Raw genomic sequence first — 20,369 nt, 5'->3', positions numbered from 1 at the left:
TATATTCATGGAAAAAGATAAAAAAACTTTGAATAAAAATCTTCTATTATTACTACTTGGGCGATTTGTTTCCGACACGGGGAACAGTTTGCAAATGGTAATTATGCCACTGTATATTATTGATGTCGGTGGTTCGGCAGCTACTGTCGGTCTATTTGCCTTCCTATCTTTAGTGCCAGCGCTAATTGTTTATCCCATTGCCGGCGTGTTAGGAGATCGATTGAACAGGAAAATCATCATGGTAGCAACAGACCTTGCCAGTGCTGTAGTTATACTGGGTTTGGCTTTAAGTGCATATTCCGATAGAATGAGCCTACCTTTCTTACTGTCGATACAGGTAATTGTATCGCTGTTGAACGGTTTATTTGATCCTGCCACGAAAGGGATGCTGCCACAGTTGGTTAATGAAAATGAGTTGTCTCGAGCCAACTCCGCTGTGGCGGGCTTGAGAACACTGGCGGGTCTATTGGGTCCTGTCATTGGGACGATGCTGTATGCAAGCCTTGGTATTACAGTGGTCTTTTTCATTAATGGAATATCATTTTTACTATCAGGGTGCAGTGAAATGCTGATTAAGTATAAGCACGTCAAACGAGAATCAATAACTGGCAAAACAGGATTTATATCGGATTTGTCTGAAGGTGCTAGTTTTATTTTTGATAACAAAATGATTCGCAGATTATGTATGTTTTTCTTAATAATATATGCCTTAATTCAGCCGATCTTTACTGTAGTGTTACCTTTGTTTTTCAAAACTAGATTGGAATATTCGGATACTCAATATGGTTATCTTCAAATATTCATTATATTAGGAGCCCTGCTTGGAAGTATTTTAGTAGGCATACTGTTTAGTAAAGATAAAAAGGTCACAAAACCCCTTGTGATGGGTTTGAGTTTACTTATGGGGATGATGCTAGCCTTTGTGACTTTGTTGTTTCCCCACAGTATATTGTTATTGGGACAAGGTACATTTGCATATTTTATTTCATTGGCAGCAGTTCTTTGTTTTCTAAGCATTGCTATTATGTTTATAAATGTTCCTGTACAGACCTATATTCAGAGAGCAACCCCTAACGAATATATGTCTCGAGTGTTTTCGATTGTGGGAATGATTACTAAGGGAGGTATGCCCTTTGGGGCATTAGTGTATGGTATGATTCTTAACAAAGTTGAAGTGCATTGGACGATGCTGGCAGCTACCTTACTGATCAGTTTCATTTCAGTTGTGTTTTTGATATCCTTGTTAAATGAACAAGAGCTTTAAAGTTCTATTTGATGCAACTTTGAAAGTATAAGCCTTGACATAAATCATGCAATATTTTAAAAGAATGAACGAAGCACTTAGTTATATTGAAGAAAACCTTACAAATGATATTGACATAAAAGAAGTTGCAAGGATAGGATTATCCTCAGAATACATTCGTCGTAGGCGGCGAACTCTTGCTGCGTTTGAACTAAATAATTGTAACATGAGAGTGATCGATGTTGCCATAAAATACGGGTATGGCCCAGCAGATTCTTTTACAAGGGCGTTTCAAGTTTTGCAAGGAATAACCCCTTCGGAAGCCAAAAATAATAGCAAATCATTAAAAGCTTATACACCAATGACCTTTCAATTATCAATAAAAGGAGGAAATGAATTGAACTATGGAATCGAAGAAAAAAAGCATTTAGCATAGTTGGTATTATAAAAAGGGTGCCTATAATATTCAATGGAGTTAATCCAGAAATTGCAGAAATGTGAGAAAGCTTAGACGAAGAAAAAATCAGTAAACTTAAGTAATTATCTAATGTAGGACCTATAAGATTGCTGAGTGCATCTACAAATATAAATAGAAGAATAAGAAAAAGTGCAGAGAATGAGCATGAAACGCCATAAGACTCTACACTTTTAAATTTTTATAGGGACAAAATTCTCCTAATATTTAGCATTAGTAGTGTTTTTCAGCATCTGCTTTCGTTCTGTGAAGTGTACCATGTGGATGCTCGGGTGGTGCATAAATAGAGTACAATTTCAACGGTGTACATCCCGTATTAATCAGATTATGCCATTTACCAGCAGGGATAAATATTGCATAATCATCATAGACTTCTGCTCTAAAATCCAACTGATCTTTTTTATCTCCCATCATAACCATTCCCTGACCTTCTTCAATACGAATAAATTGATCATGATCTTCATGTATTTCTAAACCTATGTCATCCCCAGAATTGATACTCATCAAGGTAAGCTGCAAATATTCTCCTGTCCATAAGGCGATACGGTAATAGTCATTTTGTGTAGTAGCCTCTTCAATATTAACTACATAGGGGCACGGCCCGTAATCCTTTAACTTAATAGGCTGTTTAGGAGGATACGAGGGATACGTTGGTGGTGTACCCCAGTAAGGATATGGATACATTCTATAACCATTATACATATTGTAGGGATTATACATTGGTGTATTAGGACTGGCGGGGTATGGGTATGGTCTATAGTCATTGTACACTTTGCTCATTCCTTTCATGTTTTTTTATATTATATGCTTTATGTTTTAAATAGGTGTTTAGAGCCATAGAAGATCCAAGCAGTCTCGTCTCTAACTGAAAGTATTTGGGATTTGCCTTTTATGAGGTATTTTAAAGGAAAAATTAAACAAATACGTAAAAAGAAAAGGATTTTGTGGATTGATAGGAAATAAATGAAGATATATAGTAATAATAGGTTTAAAAAAACATGAAGCATATAAAGTAAAAAGTGGATATATGCTTTACGAATATTATATAATGAATAATGAAATAGTCTATGAAGACTTGAAACAACAGAGGTATTTTACTGTATTAAAACATAAACCCCAAGAATTATCTCAGGGATTGCCATGGTTTATGAAGAGAATTCAATGAATTTTAAGGAGTGGATATAATGCATTATAGAAATGCAACATTAAAGGACATCCCAAGTATTTCAGAATTACAGCAAAAATATCATGTGTCAACAATAAGCGATGAGGACAGACCCAATGGATTCGTGACAACTTTATTCACAAAAGAACAATTTAAAGAACTAATAGAAAAAGAAAGTGGACTTGCGATTGCATGTGATGGCAAGAAAGTTGTGGCCTATGCAATGGCAGCATCTTGGCAGTATTGGTCAGCATGGCCCCTCTTTCAACATATGATTAAAGATTTGCCAAACACAGAGTATCTAGGCCAAACACTTTCAATGGGAAATTCTTATCAGTATGGACCGATTTGTATTCATCGGGATTATCGTGGAACTGAAGTTCTTACGAATCTTTTTGAGTTTTCACGAAGGCAAATGGCTAAAAGGTACCCCATCTTAATTACTTTTATCAATCAAATAAATCCTAGATCCTATAAAGCACATACTGATAAACTTGGACTTGATGTCATTAAAACTTTTGAGTTCAACAATAACAAGTATTATGAATTAGGTTACGATACATCGAAGAAGACTCAAAATCAGTCATTAAAATAAAGCAAGATAAAGCAATGGACACCGATACTACGATTTCAGAGATATGAAAATATCATTTCTTAATAAAATTCAAATCTCATCGTTTATACAGACTGTTTACTTATAGGAGATTTGGATTTACAGGGGGCAGGAGATAAGATTTCCTGCCCCAAAATAGAAAAACAACTATGAAATTAGAAATTCTGCAAGAAATTTAACTCTTCCGCGCTTTAGATCTCAATAGGAAATCTACTGGTTATTTTGCCAGTACGTTTTTAGTTATAACTACATCACTATTCAGTCCAAGTATGTTTTTAATTACCACCTGTCCTACGAAAACGGGTGCATTTATACGGGTTTTTTTGATAACTGACATCACATCAAAAATTTTGTCTTTAGGGATAGGATTGGATAGTCGTACGCTTACCAAAGGAAGTACGCCCCCCTCCAATAAAATAGAAGAAGCAATGCTGCGATGAGGATCTGTTATCTCCTGATGGACATATTCCCACCCTTGCTGGCATAGGGCCCCCTTTGTTGAAAGAATTTTTTTATCCGCAATTTCTGCTGTAATATCACATCCATTTGGGCAGAGTATGCAGGTATATTCCTTTAGCATTTGACCATCACCTCCAAATCTTTTTCAGATTGTATCAACTTATAATTAACGGGCATATTAATCATTTCTGCTGGGATCACTGTTTTCATATCAACAGATTTTATCACTGAACCATCCTGTAGAATTTCAATTTTACAGTCTTTCAATGGTTCTTTTGCACGGATTGAAAGATTAAAATTTTTTGTACCACTCACATACTGTGGAATGGTGTAGGTGATTTCAGGACTAGTGATAATTTTGACATTAGATGGAGGCAGATTTTTATTCTGTAAATATATTGAAACAGAATCCGAAAGCCTTTCTGCTTCTAATGATACAAAGTCTACGAGGTCGTGTACGTGCAGCACATTACCTGCAGCAAATATACCGTCAACGGATGTTTGGTAGTTTTCATCCACGATAGCACCCTTTGTACGTTGGTCTAGCTCAACCCCAGCTGAAAGGGAAAGCTCATTTTCGGGGATCAGTCCTACTGAGAGAATCAGTGTGTCACAATCATATTTCTTTTCAGTTCCAGGGATGGGCTTGAGATCATGGTCCACCTCAGAAACTGTAACTCCAGTTAATCTAGAGCTGCCGTGAATATTGGTAACAGTATGGCTTAAGTAAAGTGGAATGCTGTAATCATTCAGGCACTGCTGAATATTACGTGAAAGACCGCTTGCGTAAGGCAAGATTTCAAATACAGCCTTTACATTTGCTCCCTCAAGGGTCATACGACGTGCCATAATGAGTCCGATATCCCCTGAACCAAGAATAACAACATTTTTTCCTACCATAGTGTTGTAAAGATTTATATAGGATTGGGCTACACCTGCGGTGAAGACTCCAGCAGGGCGTTCGCCAGGAATCCCAAGGGCACCACGGGTACGTTCACGACATCCCATTGTAAGGATCACGGCTTTTGCTTGCCAAGTCATGAAGCCGGCTTTGGAAGCGGCAGTGATTTTTTTATCCTTTGTCACAGAAAGAACGGTAGTATTGGTTATATATGGAATCTTAAGTTTTTCTATCTCATCTATAAATCGTTGTGCATATTCTGGTCCACTTAAGGACTCCTTGAAACGTGTAAGACCAAAACCGTCATGGATACACTGCCGGAGGATTCCTCCCAGGTTTTTTTCACGTTCTATAATCAAAATATCATGAATTCCTTTTTTATAAAGCTCCAGAGCTGCCGCAAGTCCTGCAGGCCCACCGCCGATAATAACTACTTCTTTGTTAACAAAATTCATCCTCTCACCTTCCCTGTAAACATATTGGAACCGCTGCGGCCATACAGCACCTCGTTGGCATTCAGATCCAGCTCCTCTTGAATAATTTCTGCAATACGCATCTGACAGTAGCCTCCCTGACATCGGCCCATCATTGAGCGGGTTCGGTACTTAATGCTCATCATGGTATCAACCCCCAAAGGATTATGTACTGCCTGTAGAATTTCGGCTTTTGTTACTGTTTCACAGCGGCAGATAATCTCCCCATAATCAGGGTTTTTAGCAATCAATCTAGCTTTTTCTTCATCACTTTGCTCAGAGAAACGAAGAATGCCTTTGCGAATTGGATTAAAATCTTTGTTAGGATGCAGTCTTTCAGCATCAGCCAGTAATCTAACAGCACGACGTGCGATCGGCACTGCAGAAGTTAGGCCGGGGGATTCGATACCAACAAGATTGATGGTATTTGGGGCTTCATCCCGTGCTTCAATCACAAAGTCCTTTATTGCATCATTGCCCTCCAACCACTTAGGCTGGATACCTGAATAATTGCTAATATAGTCGGATTTATGGATGTGGGGCCATAGCGTTGAGGCATCTTCTGCCAGATAATCCATATTCCTTTGAGGTACACCGTAATAGGCGAAATCCTCTACATAATCGGCATTAGGACCAACAGTTACGTTGCCATCCATTGTAGGTGTTACATGAATCCCCATATAAGTGGTGCTAGGTACAGGATAGACGGGCATAGGGAGTAAAGGACCCACCCGTTTATCTAAAACAATATAATCACCTTTCGTACCACCGAAGCGATAACCGTGAATGCCCAGCATCTCAGAGATTTTAACACTGCCCAATCCAGCACAATTTACAACCCAGCGAGTATTAAAATTATTTTGAATTGTTTTAATATGATAGGTACCGTTTGCTTCCCGATGGATATCGATTACTTCATTATTAAAATAAAAATCAACACCGTTCATAGCTGCATTTTCTGCCAAGGCAATTGTGTACTGAAATGGATCTACAATACCGCTGAGAGGGGAAAACATGGCAAATTTCCCAATTACCGCAGGAACCAGCTCCTTAAGACGTTTTTCATCTATCATTTCAAGGCCGACACTGCCATTGATTTTACCATTTTTAATGGTACGTTTAAGGCTTTCATAGTCTTCTTCGGTGTTCCCTACAAGAACTTTACCTGTACGTTTGAAGGGAATATCTAATTCTCTTGCTAGCTGATCAAACTCTAAACATCCCTCTACACAGCATGCAGCCTTAAGGGTACCAAGATCATAGGCAAATCCCCCATGGATTACAGCGGAGTTTCTTCCGCTGGCTTCAAAGCAAACGTCGCCATTTTTTTCTAAAACTCCTATTTTAAGTTTATATCTTGCCAATTCGCGGGCGACAGCACTTCCAACTACCCCTGCACCAATTACTATTACATCGTATTTCTGTTTCATACATCCAGCCCCCTTTTAAGTCATCCAATGAATTTAAAGAGATTATAGCATTAATTTTTAATTTAAACAAGATTATTTATAAAAATACATAATTTTACTCAATGAAGATTCATGCACAAGGAAAAATCATCCTATGAATTTATAATATAAAAACCCACATAGTCTATAGGGAATAGAATATATGGGTTGATAGCTTTATAAATCTTTTTCTTGAATAAAACGATTACGATTGTATAGCAAGTGGAATAGCATGGCCTGCTGTGCATCTGTTGCACGCCTTTCGCCTACAGCTTCTAAAATTTCACGGTGGGATTTGGCAGTCTGTTCAAACTCCTGCTCCAATACTGTCGAAGAAAAAACCCTGATGCCTTCGCAAATCAATGGAATAAGGTTAGATATTACTATGTTTTGGCTACAGGTGGCAAGCTGAACGTGAAAATCTATATCCTTTTGTGTAAAATCCTGACGATTGACAATGAGTACTTCTATTTCATCACACAGGCTGCTGAGAACTGCAATATCCTGAGGGGTTGCATTTTGTGCTGCAAGGGCAGCGATCTGTGGTTCGATGATGCATCGAATTTGCATCAAATCCTCTACAAGCTTTCTACGGTCATCCATAAAGGAAAAGCCCAGTGGATCGTCAGCCACACCTTTTTTTTCTGAGATAAAGGTACCTGCGCCCTGCCTTATATACAGTACATTTCGAGAAGCAAGGGTCCGTACTGCTTCACGCACCGTATTTCGGCTTACACCAAGCTGTGATGAAAGCTCATATTCATTTGGCAGCTTTTCTCCTGGACCGTAGCCATGTTCTCGAATCAGCTGCATCAGTTCATTTGCAGCTTTATCTACAAGTGTTCGTTTTTCCATCTGAGGTAGTGTCCTCCCTTTCTTGATCCTGAAGTTACCGTTTTTCAATAATATATTTAAACAGTATCTCCTCTTAAAGAGTATTTTAACTAAATTGTATAGCATAACACTATTTTTTTCAATTGATGAATATAATCTACGTTTTGTTTTTTGCAATTTAAATGGAGGATCAAGAAAATCCTTTGACTTCTTAATGCATTGAAATATGTAAAATTGTTTGATATAATTGAATCGTTATTAAATTATTATAATTCTCATCTACATATCCTTTTCTATTTAGCCATCAACCTAAACCACATGATGGAGAATCAAGAAAGCTTTAAAGAATAATCCAGAGAGTAAAAAGAAATTTAAATACTAAAAAAGGAGGTAGCCTTCTTGGCAAAAATCTTAAGTATATTTGCTGAACAAATAGAAAATAAAGGTTCTAGGGGCTAGGGTAGAGCTATATAGAAAACCTCAAGACTAATTAGTTTTCAGAAAACTGTGAATTAATTAGTTTTAATAAATCATAAAGGAGTTGCTGTGACTATGAAAAAATTAAAGTTAGGTGTTCTAGGTGTTTCTGACCATTTTGTTAAAAGAATTATACTTCCTTTATCAAAATCTAATAAAGTAGAGCTGTATGGTGTTGCATCTAGAACAGCAGAAAAGGCGAAGGCAGCATCTGAAAAATGGGGTATACCAAAGCATTACAGCTCTTATGAAGATTTACTTAATGATGAAGTTATTGATGCAGTTTACATACCATTACCGAATCATGAGCATCTTAAGTGGATTAAAAAATCAGCTGATGCTAAAAAGCATATTATCTGTGAAAAACCCCTAACCATGAATGTAGAAGAAGCTTTAGAAGTTATAAACTATGTCAAGGATAAGAATATAAAAGTAATGGAAGCCTTTATGTATAGATTTCATCCAAAATGGAAGAGAGCTAAGGAACTAATAAAATACGGAGAAGTAGGAAAGGTTACGGCTATTCATACCACTTTTAATTATACCAATTCTGATCCTAATAATATTAGAAATAGAAAGGAATGCGGTGGGGGTGCATTGATGGATATTGGCTGTTATGCAGTTTCTACAGCATGCTATCTTTTAGATGAATTTCCTAAAAGAGTTGTGTCTCTAATGGAAAAGCATCCAAATTTTGATACAGATGCTATTTCCTCCGGGATCCTTGATTACAGCAATGCCCGTTGTTTGTTTACTACTTCCACCAGCAGCTTTCCACAACAAGATGTTAAAATTTATGGAACCAGTGGTTCTATTACAATAAAGATTCCGTTTAATGACTTTAATGATGTAGAGGGGGAATTGATTGTTAATAATGCATTAGGGGAAAGGGTTGTTACCTTTGATCCAGTTTATCAATATCAGTTAGAGTTCGAAGACTTTGCAGAAGCTATTCAACAGGATCGAGAAGTAGAAGTTTCTTTAGAGGAGAGTTATGGAAATATGAAGATTCTTGATGCCTTAAGAAAGTCTAGTGAGGAAAGCGTTTGGGTGGAGCTTTAATATAGAATAAGACAAGGGAGTAAGGCAGGGATTGGTTTTTATTTTTCCTTTAAGGGTATCATAGACTTATACTAATAGAATGATATATTATTGGGAGGGATTTTTGATGAATCAGATCGATGACATGATTGAAAGACAACTTCAGCATCGTACAATTCGTGAGTTTAAGGATATGAAAATACCAAAGGAGATATTTCACACATTGATGGAAATAGCCAGACGAACTGCTACTTCCAATGGAATGCAATCCTATTCAATCATACGTATAACAGATTCTGTAATTAAGAAGGAAATTGCTGAGATCTGCAACCAAGAATATGTGGCAAGGGCACCAGAGCTTTTGGTATTTATAGTAGATCAATTTAGAAATAATCACATTACAAAGGAAAAAGGATCTACAACCGAGAATGCGTCAGATATGGATAGATTTTTTCAAGGCTTTACAGATGCATGCTTAGCAGCTCAAAATGTTGTGAACGGGGCAGAAGCAATGGACTTAGGAGCCGTGTATTTAGGCAGCATTTTAAATGATTCAGCACAAATTTGTGAGATTCTAAACCTACCTAAGCTAACATTCCCAGTAGTAGGATTAGGTATAGGATATCCTAATCAAAATCCACAGCTCAAGCCTAGATTTGAAAATAGACTTCGAGTTTTTGAAAACAGCTATAGGATTTTTGATAATTACTTAAAAGAAATAAAGGATTATGATGAAGAGATGACAACCTACTATGACTTAAGGAATGCAAACAAGAGAGTGGATTCCTTTAGTGATCAAGTGGTAGCGAAACTAACCACCTCCATGCCTAATCGACAGGAGATGCTGAGGGTGATCCGTCAGCAGGGGTTTGAGGTAGATTGTTAAAGCTTATTTTCCAGATAGAGTATAAATAGACAGGAAAACAGGGGCTTGTCTACAGATTATAGCAATACTCTCCCACATGAATCTACTGTTATAATCTCCTATCTCTTAAACCAGCTGATGAGAATATAATCATTATTGGAGCTGTCACCGATAGGAAAATGTCTACACAACCTGGAGGCACAAGCAGTTTTCAAGGACTGTTGTTAACAATAATATGAAACTCTACTATAGACACAGGGAGACTATCCTTGTGTCTAATTCATTGTGTGATATTATTATAGATACTTTATTCTAAGTATTTCACTTTTCTTACTCATAATTTCTATCTTTCATTTTATACAATTCTTTAAATCTTCAATATTCCATTAATCATAGGACCACTGCAAACAAAATGCATAACCTATTATTATATTATATACTTTAGACTATTATGCATGATAGGAATAATAGGTGGTAATGATTTTACTTAAATTGTCACTATCAATACCTTAATCTGTCACCATAAAAAATATCTAAACTGCACCTTACATATGGTACAGCTTTTGTATATAATTATATCAGTCAATAGTGAAAAAAAGAATAATTGGCATAAAATTTGGGGGTGTAGCATGAAAAAGCAATTGAAAGCAGATTTAATGTTGATTTTGGTTGCCTTGTTTTGGGGAGGATCCTATATACTTACCAAGGTGGGGTTAGAGGAAATACAGGTATTTAATTTAATTGCTCTACGTTTTATTCTAGCTTTTTTATTGGCAGCAGTAGTATTTTACAAAAGGCTAGCAACAGCAGATTTCAAAACAATAAAATATGCCTTTTTCTTAGCTGTAATCCTCTTTAGCGTTTTTATTACTGCTACCTTTGGTGTCAAGTATACAACAGTTTCAAATGCGGGATTTCTTATAAGCTTAACAGTAGTATTAGTTCCTATAATATCCTCACTTTTTTTAAAACAAAAACCTGAGAAAAAGGTTGTCATTGCCATTTGTTTGGCGTTTGTAGGAATTATACTACTGACATTAAATGAAGAATTAAGGATAAATAAAGGTGATATACTCTGTATAATGTGTGCTTTGCTATATGCATTACATATTATCACAACAGGTCTTCTGACTGCTGATGTGGATTCTGTTTCTCTTGGAGTAATCCAGCTTGGCTTTGTTGGGCTATTTAGTATTGCATTCTCTCTTTCTATTGAGACAGTGAAGTTACCCAGTTCTTCTATCACTTGGTTTGCTGTTATCTTTCTCAGTGTCTTTTGTACTGCTATTGCCTTCATCGTTCAAACAACAGCACAACAGTACACCACTGCTACACATACAGGATTGATTTTTGCATTAGAACCTGTTTTTTCTGCAGTATTTGCTTATATTTTCATTGGTGAAACATTAAGCTTGAGGGGCTATATAGGTGCCACCATACTATTGGTCAGTATTATTGTTGCTGAACTGGATTTCAATGCTTTGCTTTCTATGCGGCATACAGATAAGGAACATTACAAAATACAATAGTGTCCAGTTATCACTTCATGAATCCTGGTGATAGCTGGACACTGACTAGGGAGGTATCATCCCGTCTGTCATAGATTATGCTTGTTTCCATCAGCCCTAGAAAAGACAATATTTATTTTCTAATCAACCCCTTCTTCATTGATATCGTTCCAAATTTCGACTATAATAAAAAAAAAGTAATATTTAAGAAAAATTTGAAATATTTGAAGAGAAAAGGGGGGAGGGTTTTGAAGTGCATAACCACAAAAGAAAGCTGTGTTCAGGAAAATACTATTTTTCGCCTCAGTTTAATTGAGAAAATTGCTCCCCCAGGCAGTAAACTTACATACATACATGCCGATGCAGGCTATGGTAAAACAACATTGCTGGCTCAGTACGCAAAGGGCCTTAACGATGTAGTATGGATCTCTCTTGATGACAAAGATAGGGATGAGGTATACTTTCTGCGCCATTTAGAGAAGTGCATTCGAAACAATCTGCATAAATTTGATTTCTATTCCACGGACTACATACCCTTTGTCCATGACAAGAGCTTTATCCCTACAGTACTCTCTGGACTGCTGGAGGCCATAGGAACAAGAGAATTGACCATTATTATTGACGACGTCCATATCGTTGATAATGAAAGAGTTACAGACCTTTTTATACAATGGGTAAAGAATTGTCCTCAAAATATAACCCTTATCATGGCAAGTCGTCATGAACTGTGGAGCGGACTTTTTAGACTAAAGATAGAAGGCAGAATTGTTGAGTTAACAAAAAAAGATCTGTCCTTTAGTCGGGAGGAAACCGAAAAATTGTGGGGTTTTTTTGATCAGGATGCTTACTCTGCCACTGAGGGTTGGATTTTAGCTATACAATCCTACCGGATAGCAGCAGAAGGCAATAGGAAGCTTTCTAGATCAACTCTTTATACCAATCGGGAGCTTTTCCGTTATCTGATGAATGAAATGTTTATGAGTCTTCCAGCAGAAATGCAACATTTTCTCAAAGCAACCTCCTATCTCCCTGTTCTAGATGTTCATATATGCAACAGCCTGCTGGGCATTAACAATTCACAAAAAATTCTAGAGGAGCTTCTTCGCAGGAATATCTTTACGCTACATATTTCTCAGTTTACTTATCGATACCATACCTTATTTTCCTACTTTTTACAGAAAATTGACGACAGCTTGGGGAGAATAACCCTAGGGAAGGCAATGACACTATCCTATGAAGGAGGAGATTTTCAGGAAGCCGCTGATTATGCCCTGCTACTTGGTGATGAAGGGATGATAAAGGATTGTATCAGTGGTCTTTTAGACAAACCCTTTGAAGGAGGCAGACTCCGCAGCTTTAAAAAATACTTTGATTTTCTACAGCCCATTTCTGTAGGGCTACCTCCACGGGTTCTTCTTGCTAGAGGCATGTATTTATCGGAACAGGGAGAATTCAGCGAAGCGGAAAAATTTTTAAGGGGAGCCATTCCCCATCTAGATAGTGAAGACAAGCATTTATATTTGCATGCTATGGTTCATCAGGCCAGAGTGTTGCGGAACCGGGTCTCCTTTCAGGAAAGCACCAACTGCATCGACAATTTGCTCCCCTTGTCAGAAGACACACCTATGCAGCTTCAGTATATGGTGATGATCGAGAAAATACATAACCTAACCCTTACCTCCCAACTGTCAGCGGCCCTAGACCTGACCCTGAATATGATGGAAAAATCTTTGGTCGCAGGAAATGCTGGAGTAAAGCTCTGGCTTGAACGTTATCTGACGGCGATATATTTTTACATGGGAGATTATAAAAACTGTTTAAAGGTTTATGAAAAAACTCTGACTATTTCAAAGGAGGAGCAGGACTGGTTGATGCGCCACTCAGTGGGTGCCTATGCAGCCAAGGCTTACCAAGTTTCAGGTCAGGAGGAAAAGGTCCAGCCCCTTCTTCAAGAGGAGTTAGCAAGGATGCACCAGCTGGGTCTTTATGAAGAGCTTAGTCTAATCTATATCATTCATTCCGATATCCTTCATGCTGAGGAGCTATTAAAACTATATTTAGGAAAAAGAGCTGATTTTTCAGAAGCCAATCGATATCTGGCGATGGCGGAGGAATATGCTGTCTTGAACCGCAGCACCCGTGACCACGCTTTGTTGGCAAAAATCTGGAAGCTTTGTGCGGGACTCTTGCAACAGCCGGATAAAGCCCGTGAGAATATTGAAAAATCACTTGCCTTGGTGGAGGATACTACCCCCTTTACTCAGTCCCTAACTTACGGTCGTATAGCGAATGCTTTGGATACTTTAGGTCAGAGTCCTCAGGAGTGCAGAGAATACTTCAAACGCTCAATTAAAATCGGTGAAGACATCGGCAGCTATACCTATGCTACACCTTCCTATGGAAGGCTGGCAGCTATCTACCTGAAGGAAGGCGATAAAGAAAAGGCCGTGGAATATACCCATTCTTTTTTAAAGCTTTCTCGACAATATGACTACCGCTATTATCTTCGCTTCAAGCCACTTTTTGAACCTGTCTTAAAGCTGGCGGCAGAGGAGGGCATCACTCCGGAATTTACCCGTGAAATTCTTGTCTATGGAGGCTATACGGCAAAGCGAGTTTATATCAATACCTTCGGCCGCTTTTATATCTCCTCCCCCCATGAAAGGGAAAACGCTGTCAAAATCCGGACTAAAAAATCCAGAGAACTGTTGGCCTACCTTTTGGAACATCGTGAAGGTGTTACCAAAGAGCAAATCTGTGCCGACCTGTGGAGAGACAGCGAGGCCAATGTCACCAGTCTCTTCCACACACGAAGGGGAGAAATTCGGCGGGCCTTTGAGAGCCTGGGGGCAGGCAATCCTATCCTCTATGAAAAGGGGTTATATCGCTTGAATATGGAAGAAATTATATGGGATTATGATGTCTTCCAACAGGCAACCGACGAATTTAAAAAACAGCCTACACTGGAAAAGGCCCAAGCGGTTGTAGATGGATACACTGGAAGGTATCTGGATGATATGGAAGCCCTGTGGTCTGAAAGCACCAGGCTTCGCTGTGAGGACAACTTTCTTGAAGCAGCAGAGATTTTTCTGGAAAACTACAGAGCTTTAGGACAACGGGAAAAAACCATGGAGCTCCTTCGGCGCTGCAAGTCACTTAGCTACCATAGTCACAGCTACCCTATGGCGAAGGAGAGACAAGACAAGAAATAACTGCATAAAATGAATGTAAAAAACACAGGCAGGATCAGAATAATCTGGCACCTGTGTTTTTTTTGCTAAATTTCACCTTACAATTTTTCTGAATTTTAAAAAAAGTTGTCGATTGGTGGCAGTTTTGGTGGTAGCTATGCCATTATAATAAGGATAGAGCTTGTACACTTTTAGTAAAACCACATGAAAGTAAAGCTTTTTTTTAAAAAACCAGAAAGGAGTGAATGGAGTGATGAATAACAAACAAAAAAATAAGCTGCTGTCTATACTGATGGTCATGGTCATGACGTTTGCCATGCTGCCGGTGAAGGTACAAGCTCAGGATATGGTCCAGATTGGAGGACCGGAAACAGAGATAGTCCCCGATGTAAGCGGCAATGACACAGCTATCTATTTCGGTAAAAATGGGGATGAACCTATTCGGTGGCGTGTTATGGCAAATGAGAATGGCATATTAACCCTAATGAGCAACTCAGCTGTGGCTTTTCGGAAATATAACACCATCAATAATCATGCAAATTGGAGTGGCTCTGATATATGCCATTGGTTAAACGGTACAGGTAGCTACGGAGACAACGGGTTTCTTCCCACTGCCTTCAGTCAGGCAGAACGGTCATTAATGCAGCCACAGTATAGTACAACGGCAGAAGAAAGATACTATATTACGATTACTCCCAATCAAACCATCGTTCTTCCCTCAATTTCTGAAGTAATGGACGGAACATGGGGAATGAGTAAAGATGATAGAAAGCTTGCCCCTAAAGACCCTAATGACCCTAACGACCCTAACCCTATGTGGTGGCTTCGTACTCCAAGTGGAACTTCGGGTCCTCCACAATATTATGAGTTTGCAGGTTTAATTGATGAAGCAGGAGATTTCATAGGGCGTGGTTACGCGTGGTCTAAAGTGGATAGTTATAATCAAGGGATTCGCCCTACCTTTAAGTTGGACCCGTCATCTGCTTTTTTGATATCTTCAGTCTCAGGCAAATCCGGAGCTGTAGGCTCATTGAGGGCTATTGAGGAGCCCACCGGTGATCTGACACTGACCCTATTGGGCAACGACCTGCCTTTATTTGATATCGATAGCCAAGCAGTGAAAGCCGTTCCGGGGGATACTATATCTAGAGACTATGGTGTATTCGGCCGTGGAAGTGGTGAAAGGTATGTATCCGGTCTTATTGTTGATGATGACAATAAGATAGAATATTATGGAAGATTGCATTCATTGGAGTATAGCACCCCTGCCCACTCAGATGAGGTGAATATCACAATACCTGAGGATATTCCCGACGGCAGCTATACCATCAAGCTTTTTTACGAACAGACAGCAGGCGATTATTATACTGACTATATTACCCAGCCGATAGAGATCCCTCTAACCATAAATACAGTGCCAGCAGTCATTAACCCAACAACCGCAAGCTTTGAAAAATATAGCTCAGACCATGTAGAAACAGAGATTACCTGGAATACTGCAAACGTTGTTACAGATGTGAAGTCTGAGGGCAGCTCTATAGGAGCAGATAATTTTACTGTCACGGAAAATACCTTGAAAATTCATAAAGAATATCTAACTCTACAGCCAAACGGTTCGCTTCAGTTGACGATAGCGTTTGACAATGGTGACCCAGCAACACTAAGCATAGAGATATGTGAACCTGCAGCCATTAGCCCGATATCAGCAAGCTTTGACAAATATAAACCGATGGATGTAGAAACAGAAATTACCTGGAATACTGCAAACGATGTTGTAGATGTGAAGTCTGGAGACAGCTCTATAGAAGCAGAAAATTATACTGTCAGTGACGATACCTTGAAAATTCATCAAGGATATCTACATACTTTGCCAGCAGGCACGCTTGTATTGACGATAGAGTTTAACACAGGCGCCCCGGCAACTCTAACCATAGAGATTTTGGATACAACAGGACAGCCACCAGGTATTAACCCCACATCAGTCACCTATGATCTTGCTAATCCCTCCGATGTGAATGCAACCATTTTCTGGCGAGAGGCAAGTTCTGTTGATGGGGTTCATATTTTCGTCAACGGAAATTATACCGAATCAAGCACTTACCACACTATTATTGAAGACATCTTCACTATAAAAAAAGAATTCCTGTCTGGTTTTTCGCCTTCTACAGTTTTAAGGTTTGCCATTGTTTTTGACCCTAAAGATGTTGACGGCTTGCCTCTTTTTTATGGTAATGTGTGGGTAAACATTGTAGACAGCACCCCACCTCAGCCTTCCATCAGCCCCACTGTTGTCAGCTATGACCTTGCTAATCCAACGGATGTCAACACCATCATTACCTGGAGCGGTGCTGAAACAGTTACAGGTGTAGTCTATGGAGGGGTGGGCTTACAGCAGGACCTGGATTATACAGTCAGTGGAGATACCCTGACCATTCGTGATGATTATCTATCTACTTTGAATTTATCAGAAGGGGATACATTAGCGTTTGATATCTCTTTTAATGCTGGGAATCCCGTTACTTTGATGGTAAATGCTGTGGACAGCTATATCCCCAGCAGCAACGCTGCTTTAAGCAATCTGACGGTAGGCGGCGTTACAGTAACTGGTTTTGTATACAATACCTATGAATATGATGTGTTACTGCCCTATGGAAGCCAACCCGGTAGTCCAGCAGCAACGATTGGAGCAATAACTGACGACCCCAAGGCACTGGTGAGTATAACGCAGGCTTCTCAGCTGCCTGGCACCGCCACTATTCTGGTGACTGCTGAGGATATGGTTGAAAGAAATACCTATACAGTAAACTTCACACTGGAAGGCCCCCCAGCTACCACAATAAACATTGGAGAAATTACTGGAGTGTCAATTCCACAAACCGGTGAGATTCCAGTATCCAGCATTAGTGAAACAGATCAATACACTGGAACTGTAGTATGGAAGCCTGAAGACAATCCCTTTAATGGAAATACTGTGTATAAGGCAACCATTACCTTAACTGCAAAGGAAGGCTATACCTTAAACGGAGTGTCTGGAAACTTCTTTACCATAGAAGGTGCCGCTTTAGTAACAAATAATACAAACTCAGGCATCATAACAGCCATTTTCCCCGCAACTGCTTCATCATCTTCGGAGGTGACCCACACGGTCATATTTTTAAGTGACGGTGAAATCTATACAACTGCAACAGTACAGGATGACACCGCTATTGGTGATGGAAACTGGCCTGCCAATCCCATGAGATCCGGTTATACCTTTGAAGGCTGGTACACCGGCATAAATGGTACAGGTACCCGGTTTACATCCAGTACTGTGGTAAAGGAAAACATTGTAGTATATGGAAACTGGACCCAAAGTAGCTCTGGCGGCGGTGGAGTCGGTGGAGGAGGCGGAGGCGGTGGAAGCATCCCATCCCTCAACATGAATGTAGGAACCACATCTGTTGGCTATACCCAGAGGGATGGCAATGTGACCCTTTCCCTCACAGATGCCAAGGTGGCTCAAATTATCCGAAACAGCGATACCACGGCAGTAGTTGATGTTAGCAATATTTCTGAAGCTAAGACGGTTATCCTTCCTGCCACAGCTTTGGAGACACTGGGTAAGGCTGGCCTTAGTGTGAAATTTAACCTTCCTGCTGGCAACTTAAGCATCAGTCCAGAGGCTCTGGTCTCAATTGCTGCTCAGGCCACAGGAACAAATGTCACAATCTTACTGGATACAGTTGATTCCAGAAGCCTCACCTCTCAACAAAGAGAGGCGGCAGGCAGTAACACAGTCTATGATATTTCAATTATCAGTGGTAGACAAAATATCTCCAGCTTTAACGGCAGTCTTACCGTGACCCTACCCTATACTTTGGCATCAGGTGATTCACCAGAGGGGGTCTCTGTTTGGTATCTTAACGATGCAGGGAACCTCACAGAAATATCCTGTCAGTACAGCAAAGAGACAGGAACCGTTAGCTTTGTTCTTGACCACCTTTCCTATTATGTGGTAGGATATCAGAAGCTTCTTCAGGAGTCAACAAATGGGATAACTTCATGGGTTAACCCATTCAGCGATGTAAAAGAGAGTGACTGGTTTTATAATAATGTGGCATTTGCAGTAGAAAATCGGCTCTTTTCAGGTACCAGTGCCGATACCTTCAGCCCTAGCATGCCCATGACTCGAGCTATGCTGGTGACAGTACTACATCGTATGTCAGAGTCCATTGATATTGAAGGGCAAAACCCCTTCAGCGATGTCCCCGACAATGTCTGGTACACCAATGCAGTAACCTGGGCGTCGGCAAAAGGTATTATCAGCTGCTACAGCGACGATCGCTTTGGCCCAAATGACCCTGTGACCCGTCAACAAATGGCAACCATCCTCCGGAAATATGGGGAAAGCTTCGGCTACGACATATCAGCCTCTGGCAATCTTGTACAGTTCATTGATGGTGGGGATGTATCACCATGGGCGACTGAAGCCATGAGCTGGGCGGTAGGCTCTCGCCTAATCAGCGGCAAAGGCGGAGGCATTCTAGATCCTCAGGGCCAGGCCACTAGAGCCGAGGTAGCGACCATTTTAAAGAAATTTATAAAAAATAGATAAGAAATATTAAGGTTGGTCAAAAGGAAAAATAGCTAGTAGAGAGAAATAATATAATCAATTTAAAAAACACAGGTAAGATCAGAAAACTCTGGCACCTGTGTTTTTTGTGCTGAGACAAATGAACAAGGGACAGGGACTTGCTTGGTTATAAAAAAGGTCATTGTCCTTCAATAGACTTCTAACCACCAGTAATGGGAAGCTGTTATAGGTTTGGCTGTATTCGGTATGCTAGTTTAGTATAGATAGGCTTATCAATTCATATTCAATCTAATGAACAAAACAATTTTAAAATTTCTTTTGACAGTTTAAAATATTCAGATTACACTAAATATACGAGGTTGCGCAACCCTCACATTTGAATATGGAGGGAAAAATATAATGAAAGAATTATATGATATGATTTTTAAGAGAAAATCCGTTAGAAGATTTGATGAAGAACTATTGGTTTCTGAAAAAGAAATGCAGGAAATAAAGCAGAAGCTTGAAAGCCTCATTACCTTTTAAATGCAGGATATATGCTTCAGCAGATGGACTTGTTTTTTGCTTCGTTAGATATCGGCGCTTGCTGGTATGCTTTAGCTAAAACTGAGGAGCTGCAGCATGATGGTCTTGATTATGTTATTATGATAGCCTTTGGCAAAAGTCGCCCAGAGGATTTTCGGAAAAACATTTCAAAATGTAATCGAAAGGATCTCAAAACTATATGGCATGGTGAATTTAACCATACTGTAGCAGATACGGTTAGGTACGCTCCTAGTGCTTGTAATACACAGCCATGGAGGGTTGTCAGTGACAATAATTGTATTAAAGTTTATCGTCATACTTTAATCAAATCCTTCATACCTAAAAACAAGCTTCCTTATTACAATTCTATTGACATGGGAATATTCCTCTGCTTTCTAGAAATTGTCTAGATGCACAACAACTCTATCTTTCATAGGACACTAAATATAGAGAAGGATTCCAATGAAGACAATATTGAAATTGCAACCTACATGATTTTATAATGATACCTACTGAATGCTAATCCATCGGTAAAGGAATCAGTATAATTTATTCAATTTACATAAGTCTTGTTTGGT

15 protein-coding genes are annotated in these 20,369 nt (G+C 39.2%); 10 read left to right on the top strand and 5 right to left on the bottom strand.

All coding sequences use genetic code 11. From position 1 onward, the window contains the following. Positions 1-7 precede the first annotated feature (7 nt). Both BMX10_RS10440 and BMX10_RS18535 read left to right on the top strand, forming a co-directional pair. Positions 8-1,264 (top strand): MFS transporter, encoded by a 1,257-nt coding sequence (locus BMX10_RS10440; RefSeq protein ID WP_090443520.1) that lies wholly within the window; start codon positions 8-10, stop codon positions 1,262-1,264. Between the two features lie 64 nt (positions 1,265-1,328). After that, complete coding sequence (locus BMX10_RS18535) at positions 1,329-1,679, top strand: AraC family transcriptional regulator (RefSeq protein WP_330387883.1); 351 nt, start codon at positions 1,329-1,331, stop codon at positions 1,677-1,679. 252 nt (positions 1,680-1,931) lie between these two features. On the opposite strand, the gene BMX10_RS10430 is transcribed toward BMX10_RS18535, so the two are convergent. Then, positions 1,932-2,498 carry a cupin domain-containing protein gene (locus tag BMX10_RS10430; protein WP_244272694.1) on the bottom strand — a complete coding sequence of 189 codons (567 nt, stop codon included), beginning with the start codon at positions 2,496-2,498 and terminating at the stop codon, positions 1,932-1,934. 404 nt (positions 2,499-2,902) lie between these two features. Here BMX10_RS10430 and BMX10_RS10425 point away from each other — a divergent pair, with 404 nt between their 5' ends. Next, positions 2,903-3,478 (top strand): GNAT family N-acetyltransferase, encoded by a 576-nt coding sequence (locus BMX10_RS10425; RefSeq protein WP_090443514.1) that lies wholly within the window; start codon positions 2,903-2,905, stop codon positions 3,476-3,478. 235 nt (positions 3,479-3,713) lie between these two features. Here BMX10_RS10425 and BMX10_RS10420 read toward each other — a convergent pair whose 3' ends face one another. The 4 genes from BMX10_RS10420 to BMX10_RS10405 all read right to left on the bottom strand — a co-directional run bounded on the left by BMX10_RS10420 (position 3,714) and on the right by BMX10_RS10405 (position 7,632). Beyond that, a complete protein-coding gene (locus BMX10_RS10420) occupies positions 3,714-4,076 on the bottom strand; it encodes a DUF1667 domain-containing protein (protein ID WP_090443511.1) in 363 nt (120 codons plus the stop codon). Further along, entirely contained in the window at positions 4,070-5,311 is a 1,242-nt protein-coding gene (locus tag BMX10_RS10415; protein WP_090443508.1) for an NAD(P)/FAD-dependent oxidoreductase, read from the bottom strand. Before BMX10_RS10415 ends, BMX10_RS10420 begins: the two co-directional genes overlap by 7 nt. Beyond that, positions 5,308-6,759: an NAD(P)/FAD-dependent oxidoreductase gene (locus tag BMX10_RS10410; protein ID WP_090443504.1), complete on the bottom strand. Its 1,452-nt coding sequence runs from the start codon at positions 6,757-6,759 to the stop codon at positions 5,308-5,310. Before BMX10_RS10410 ends, BMX10_RS10415 begins: the two co-directional genes overlap by 4 nt. Positions 6,760-6,954: 195 nt before the next feature. Further along, a complete protein-coding gene (locus BMX10_RS10405) occupies positions 6,955-7,632 on the bottom strand; it encodes a FadR/GntR family transcriptional regulator (protein ID WP_090443501.1) in 678 nt (225 codons plus the stop codon). A 531-nt stretch (positions 7,633-8,163) separates the two neighbouring features. Here BMX10_RS10405 and BMX10_RS10400 point away from each other — a divergent pair. The 7 genes from BMX10_RS10400 (at position 8,164) to BMX10_RS18310 (ending at position 20,201) form a co-directional block, all read left to right on the top strand. After that, on the top strand, positions 8,164-9,150 hold the full coding sequence (locus tag BMX10_RS10400; protein ID WP_090443498.1) for a Gfo/Idh/MocA family protein: 987 nt from the start codon (positions 8,164-8,166) through the stop codon (positions 9,148-9,150). Positions 9,151-9,256: 106 nt separating this feature from the next. Further along, entirely contained in the window at positions 9,257-10,015 is a 759-nt protein-coding gene (locus BMX10_RS10395; protein WP_244272693.1) for an NADPH-dependent oxidoreductase, read from the top strand. A gap of 608 nt (positions 10,016-10,623) precedes the next feature. After that, positions 10,624-11,523 (top strand): DMT family transporter, encoded by a 900-nt coding sequence (locus BMX10_RS10390; protein ID WP_090443495.1) that lies wholly within the window; start codon positions 10,624-10,626, stop codon positions 11,521-11,523. A 227-nt stretch (positions 11,524-11,750) separates the two neighbouring features. Next, positions 11,751-14,714 (top strand): AfsR/SARP family transcriptional regulator, encoded by a 2,964-nt coding sequence (locus tag BMX10_RS18175; RefSeq protein ID WP_208976140.1) that lies wholly within the window; start codon positions 11,751-11,753, stop codon positions 14,712-14,714. Between the two features lie 232 nt (positions 14,715-14,946). After that, on the top strand, positions 14,947-19,287 hold the full coding sequence (locus BMX10_RS10380) for a X2-like carbohydrate binding domain-containing protein (RefSeq protein ID WP_090443491.1): 4,341 nt from the start codon (positions 14,947-14,949) through the stop codon (positions 19,285-19,287). Positions 19,288-19,665: 378 nt separating this feature from the next. Then, positions 19,666-19,791 carry a hypothetical protein gene (locus BMX10_RS18460; protein WP_280140767.1) on the top strand — a complete coding sequence of 42 codons (126 nt, stop codon included), beginning with the start codon at positions 19,666-19,668 and terminating at the stop codon, positions 19,789-19,791. An 11-nt stretch (positions 19,792-19,802) separates the two neighbouring features. Then, entirely contained in the window at positions 19,803-20,201 is a 399-nt protein-coding gene (locus tag BMX10_RS18310; protein WP_244272692.1) for a nitroreductase family protein, read from the top strand. Positions 20,202-20,369: the final 168 nt, after the last annotated feature.

Origin of the sequence: Natronincola peptidivorans (genome assembly GCF_900111615.1) — a bacterium.
GTDB classification, from domain to species: Bacteria; Bacillota; Clostridia; order Peptostreptococcales; family Natronincolaceae; genus Natronincola_A; species Natronincola_A peptidivorans.
Note: the sequence above shows the minus strand (reverse complement) of the source record. Positions and strands in the feature narration are given on the sequence as shown.

What these genes read in the sequence shown, in the direction of transcription:
- BMX10_RS10395 (WP_244272693.1), top strand. Translation starts at nt 9,257, where the DNA reads ATGAATCAGATCGATGACATGATTGAAAGACAACTTCAGCATCGTACA.
- BMX10_RS10430 (WP_244272694.1), bottom strand. Translation starts at nt 2,498, where the DNA reads ATGAGCAAAGTGTACAATGACTATAGACCATACCCATACCCCGCCAGT.
- BMX10_RS18310 (WP_244272692.1), top strand. Translation starts at nt 19,803, where the DNA reads ATGCTTCAGCAGATGGACTTGTTTTTTGCTTCGTTAGATATCGGCGCT.
- BMX10_RS10440 (WP_090443520.1), top strand. Translation starts at nt 8, where the DNA reads ATGGAAAAAGATAAAAAAACTTTGAATAAAAATCTTCTATTATTACTA.
- BMX10_RS10425 (WP_090443514.1), top strand. Translation starts at nt 2,903, where the DNA reads ATGCATTATAGAAATGCAACATTAAAGGACATCCCAAGTATTTCAGAA.
- BMX10_RS10390 (WP_090443495.1), top strand. Translation starts at nt 10,624, where the DNA reads ATGAAAAAGCAATTGAAAGCAGATTTAATGTTGATTTTGGTTGCCTTG.
- BMX10_RS10415 (WP_090443508.1), bottom strand. Translation starts at nt 5,311, where the DNA reads ATGAATTTTGTTAACAAAGAAGTAGTTATTATCGGCGGTGGGCCTGCA.
- BMX10_RS18535 (WP_330387883.1), top strand. Translation starts at nt 1,329, where the DNA reads ATGAACGAAGCACTTAGTTATATTGAAGAAAACCTTACAAATGATATT.
- BMX10_RS18460 (WP_280140767.1), top strand. Translation starts at nt 19,666, where the DNA reads ATGAAAGAATTATATGATATGATTTTTAAGAGAAAATCCGTTAGAAGA.
- BMX10_RS10400 (WP_090443498.1), top strand. Translation starts at nt 8,164, where the DNA reads ATGAAAAAATTAAAGTTAGGTGTTCTAGGTGTTTCTGACCATTTTGTT.
- BMX10_RS10380 (WP_090443491.1), top strand. Translation starts at nt 14,947, where the DNA reads ATGAATAACAAACAAAAAAATAAGCTGCTGTCTATACTGATGGTCATG.
- BMX10_RS10405 (WP_090443501.1), bottom strand. Translation starts at nt 7,632, where the DNA reads ATGGAAAAACGAACACTTGTAGATAAAGCTGCAAATGAACTGATGCAG.
- BMX10_RS10420 (WP_090443511.1), bottom strand. Translation starts at nt 4,076, where the DNA reads ATGCTAAAGGAATATACCTGCATACTCTGCCCAAATGGATGTGATATT.
- BMX10_RS10410 (WP_090443504.1), bottom strand. Translation starts at nt 6,759, where the DNA reads ATGAAACAGAAATACGATGTAATAGTAATTGGTGCAGGGGTAGTTGGA.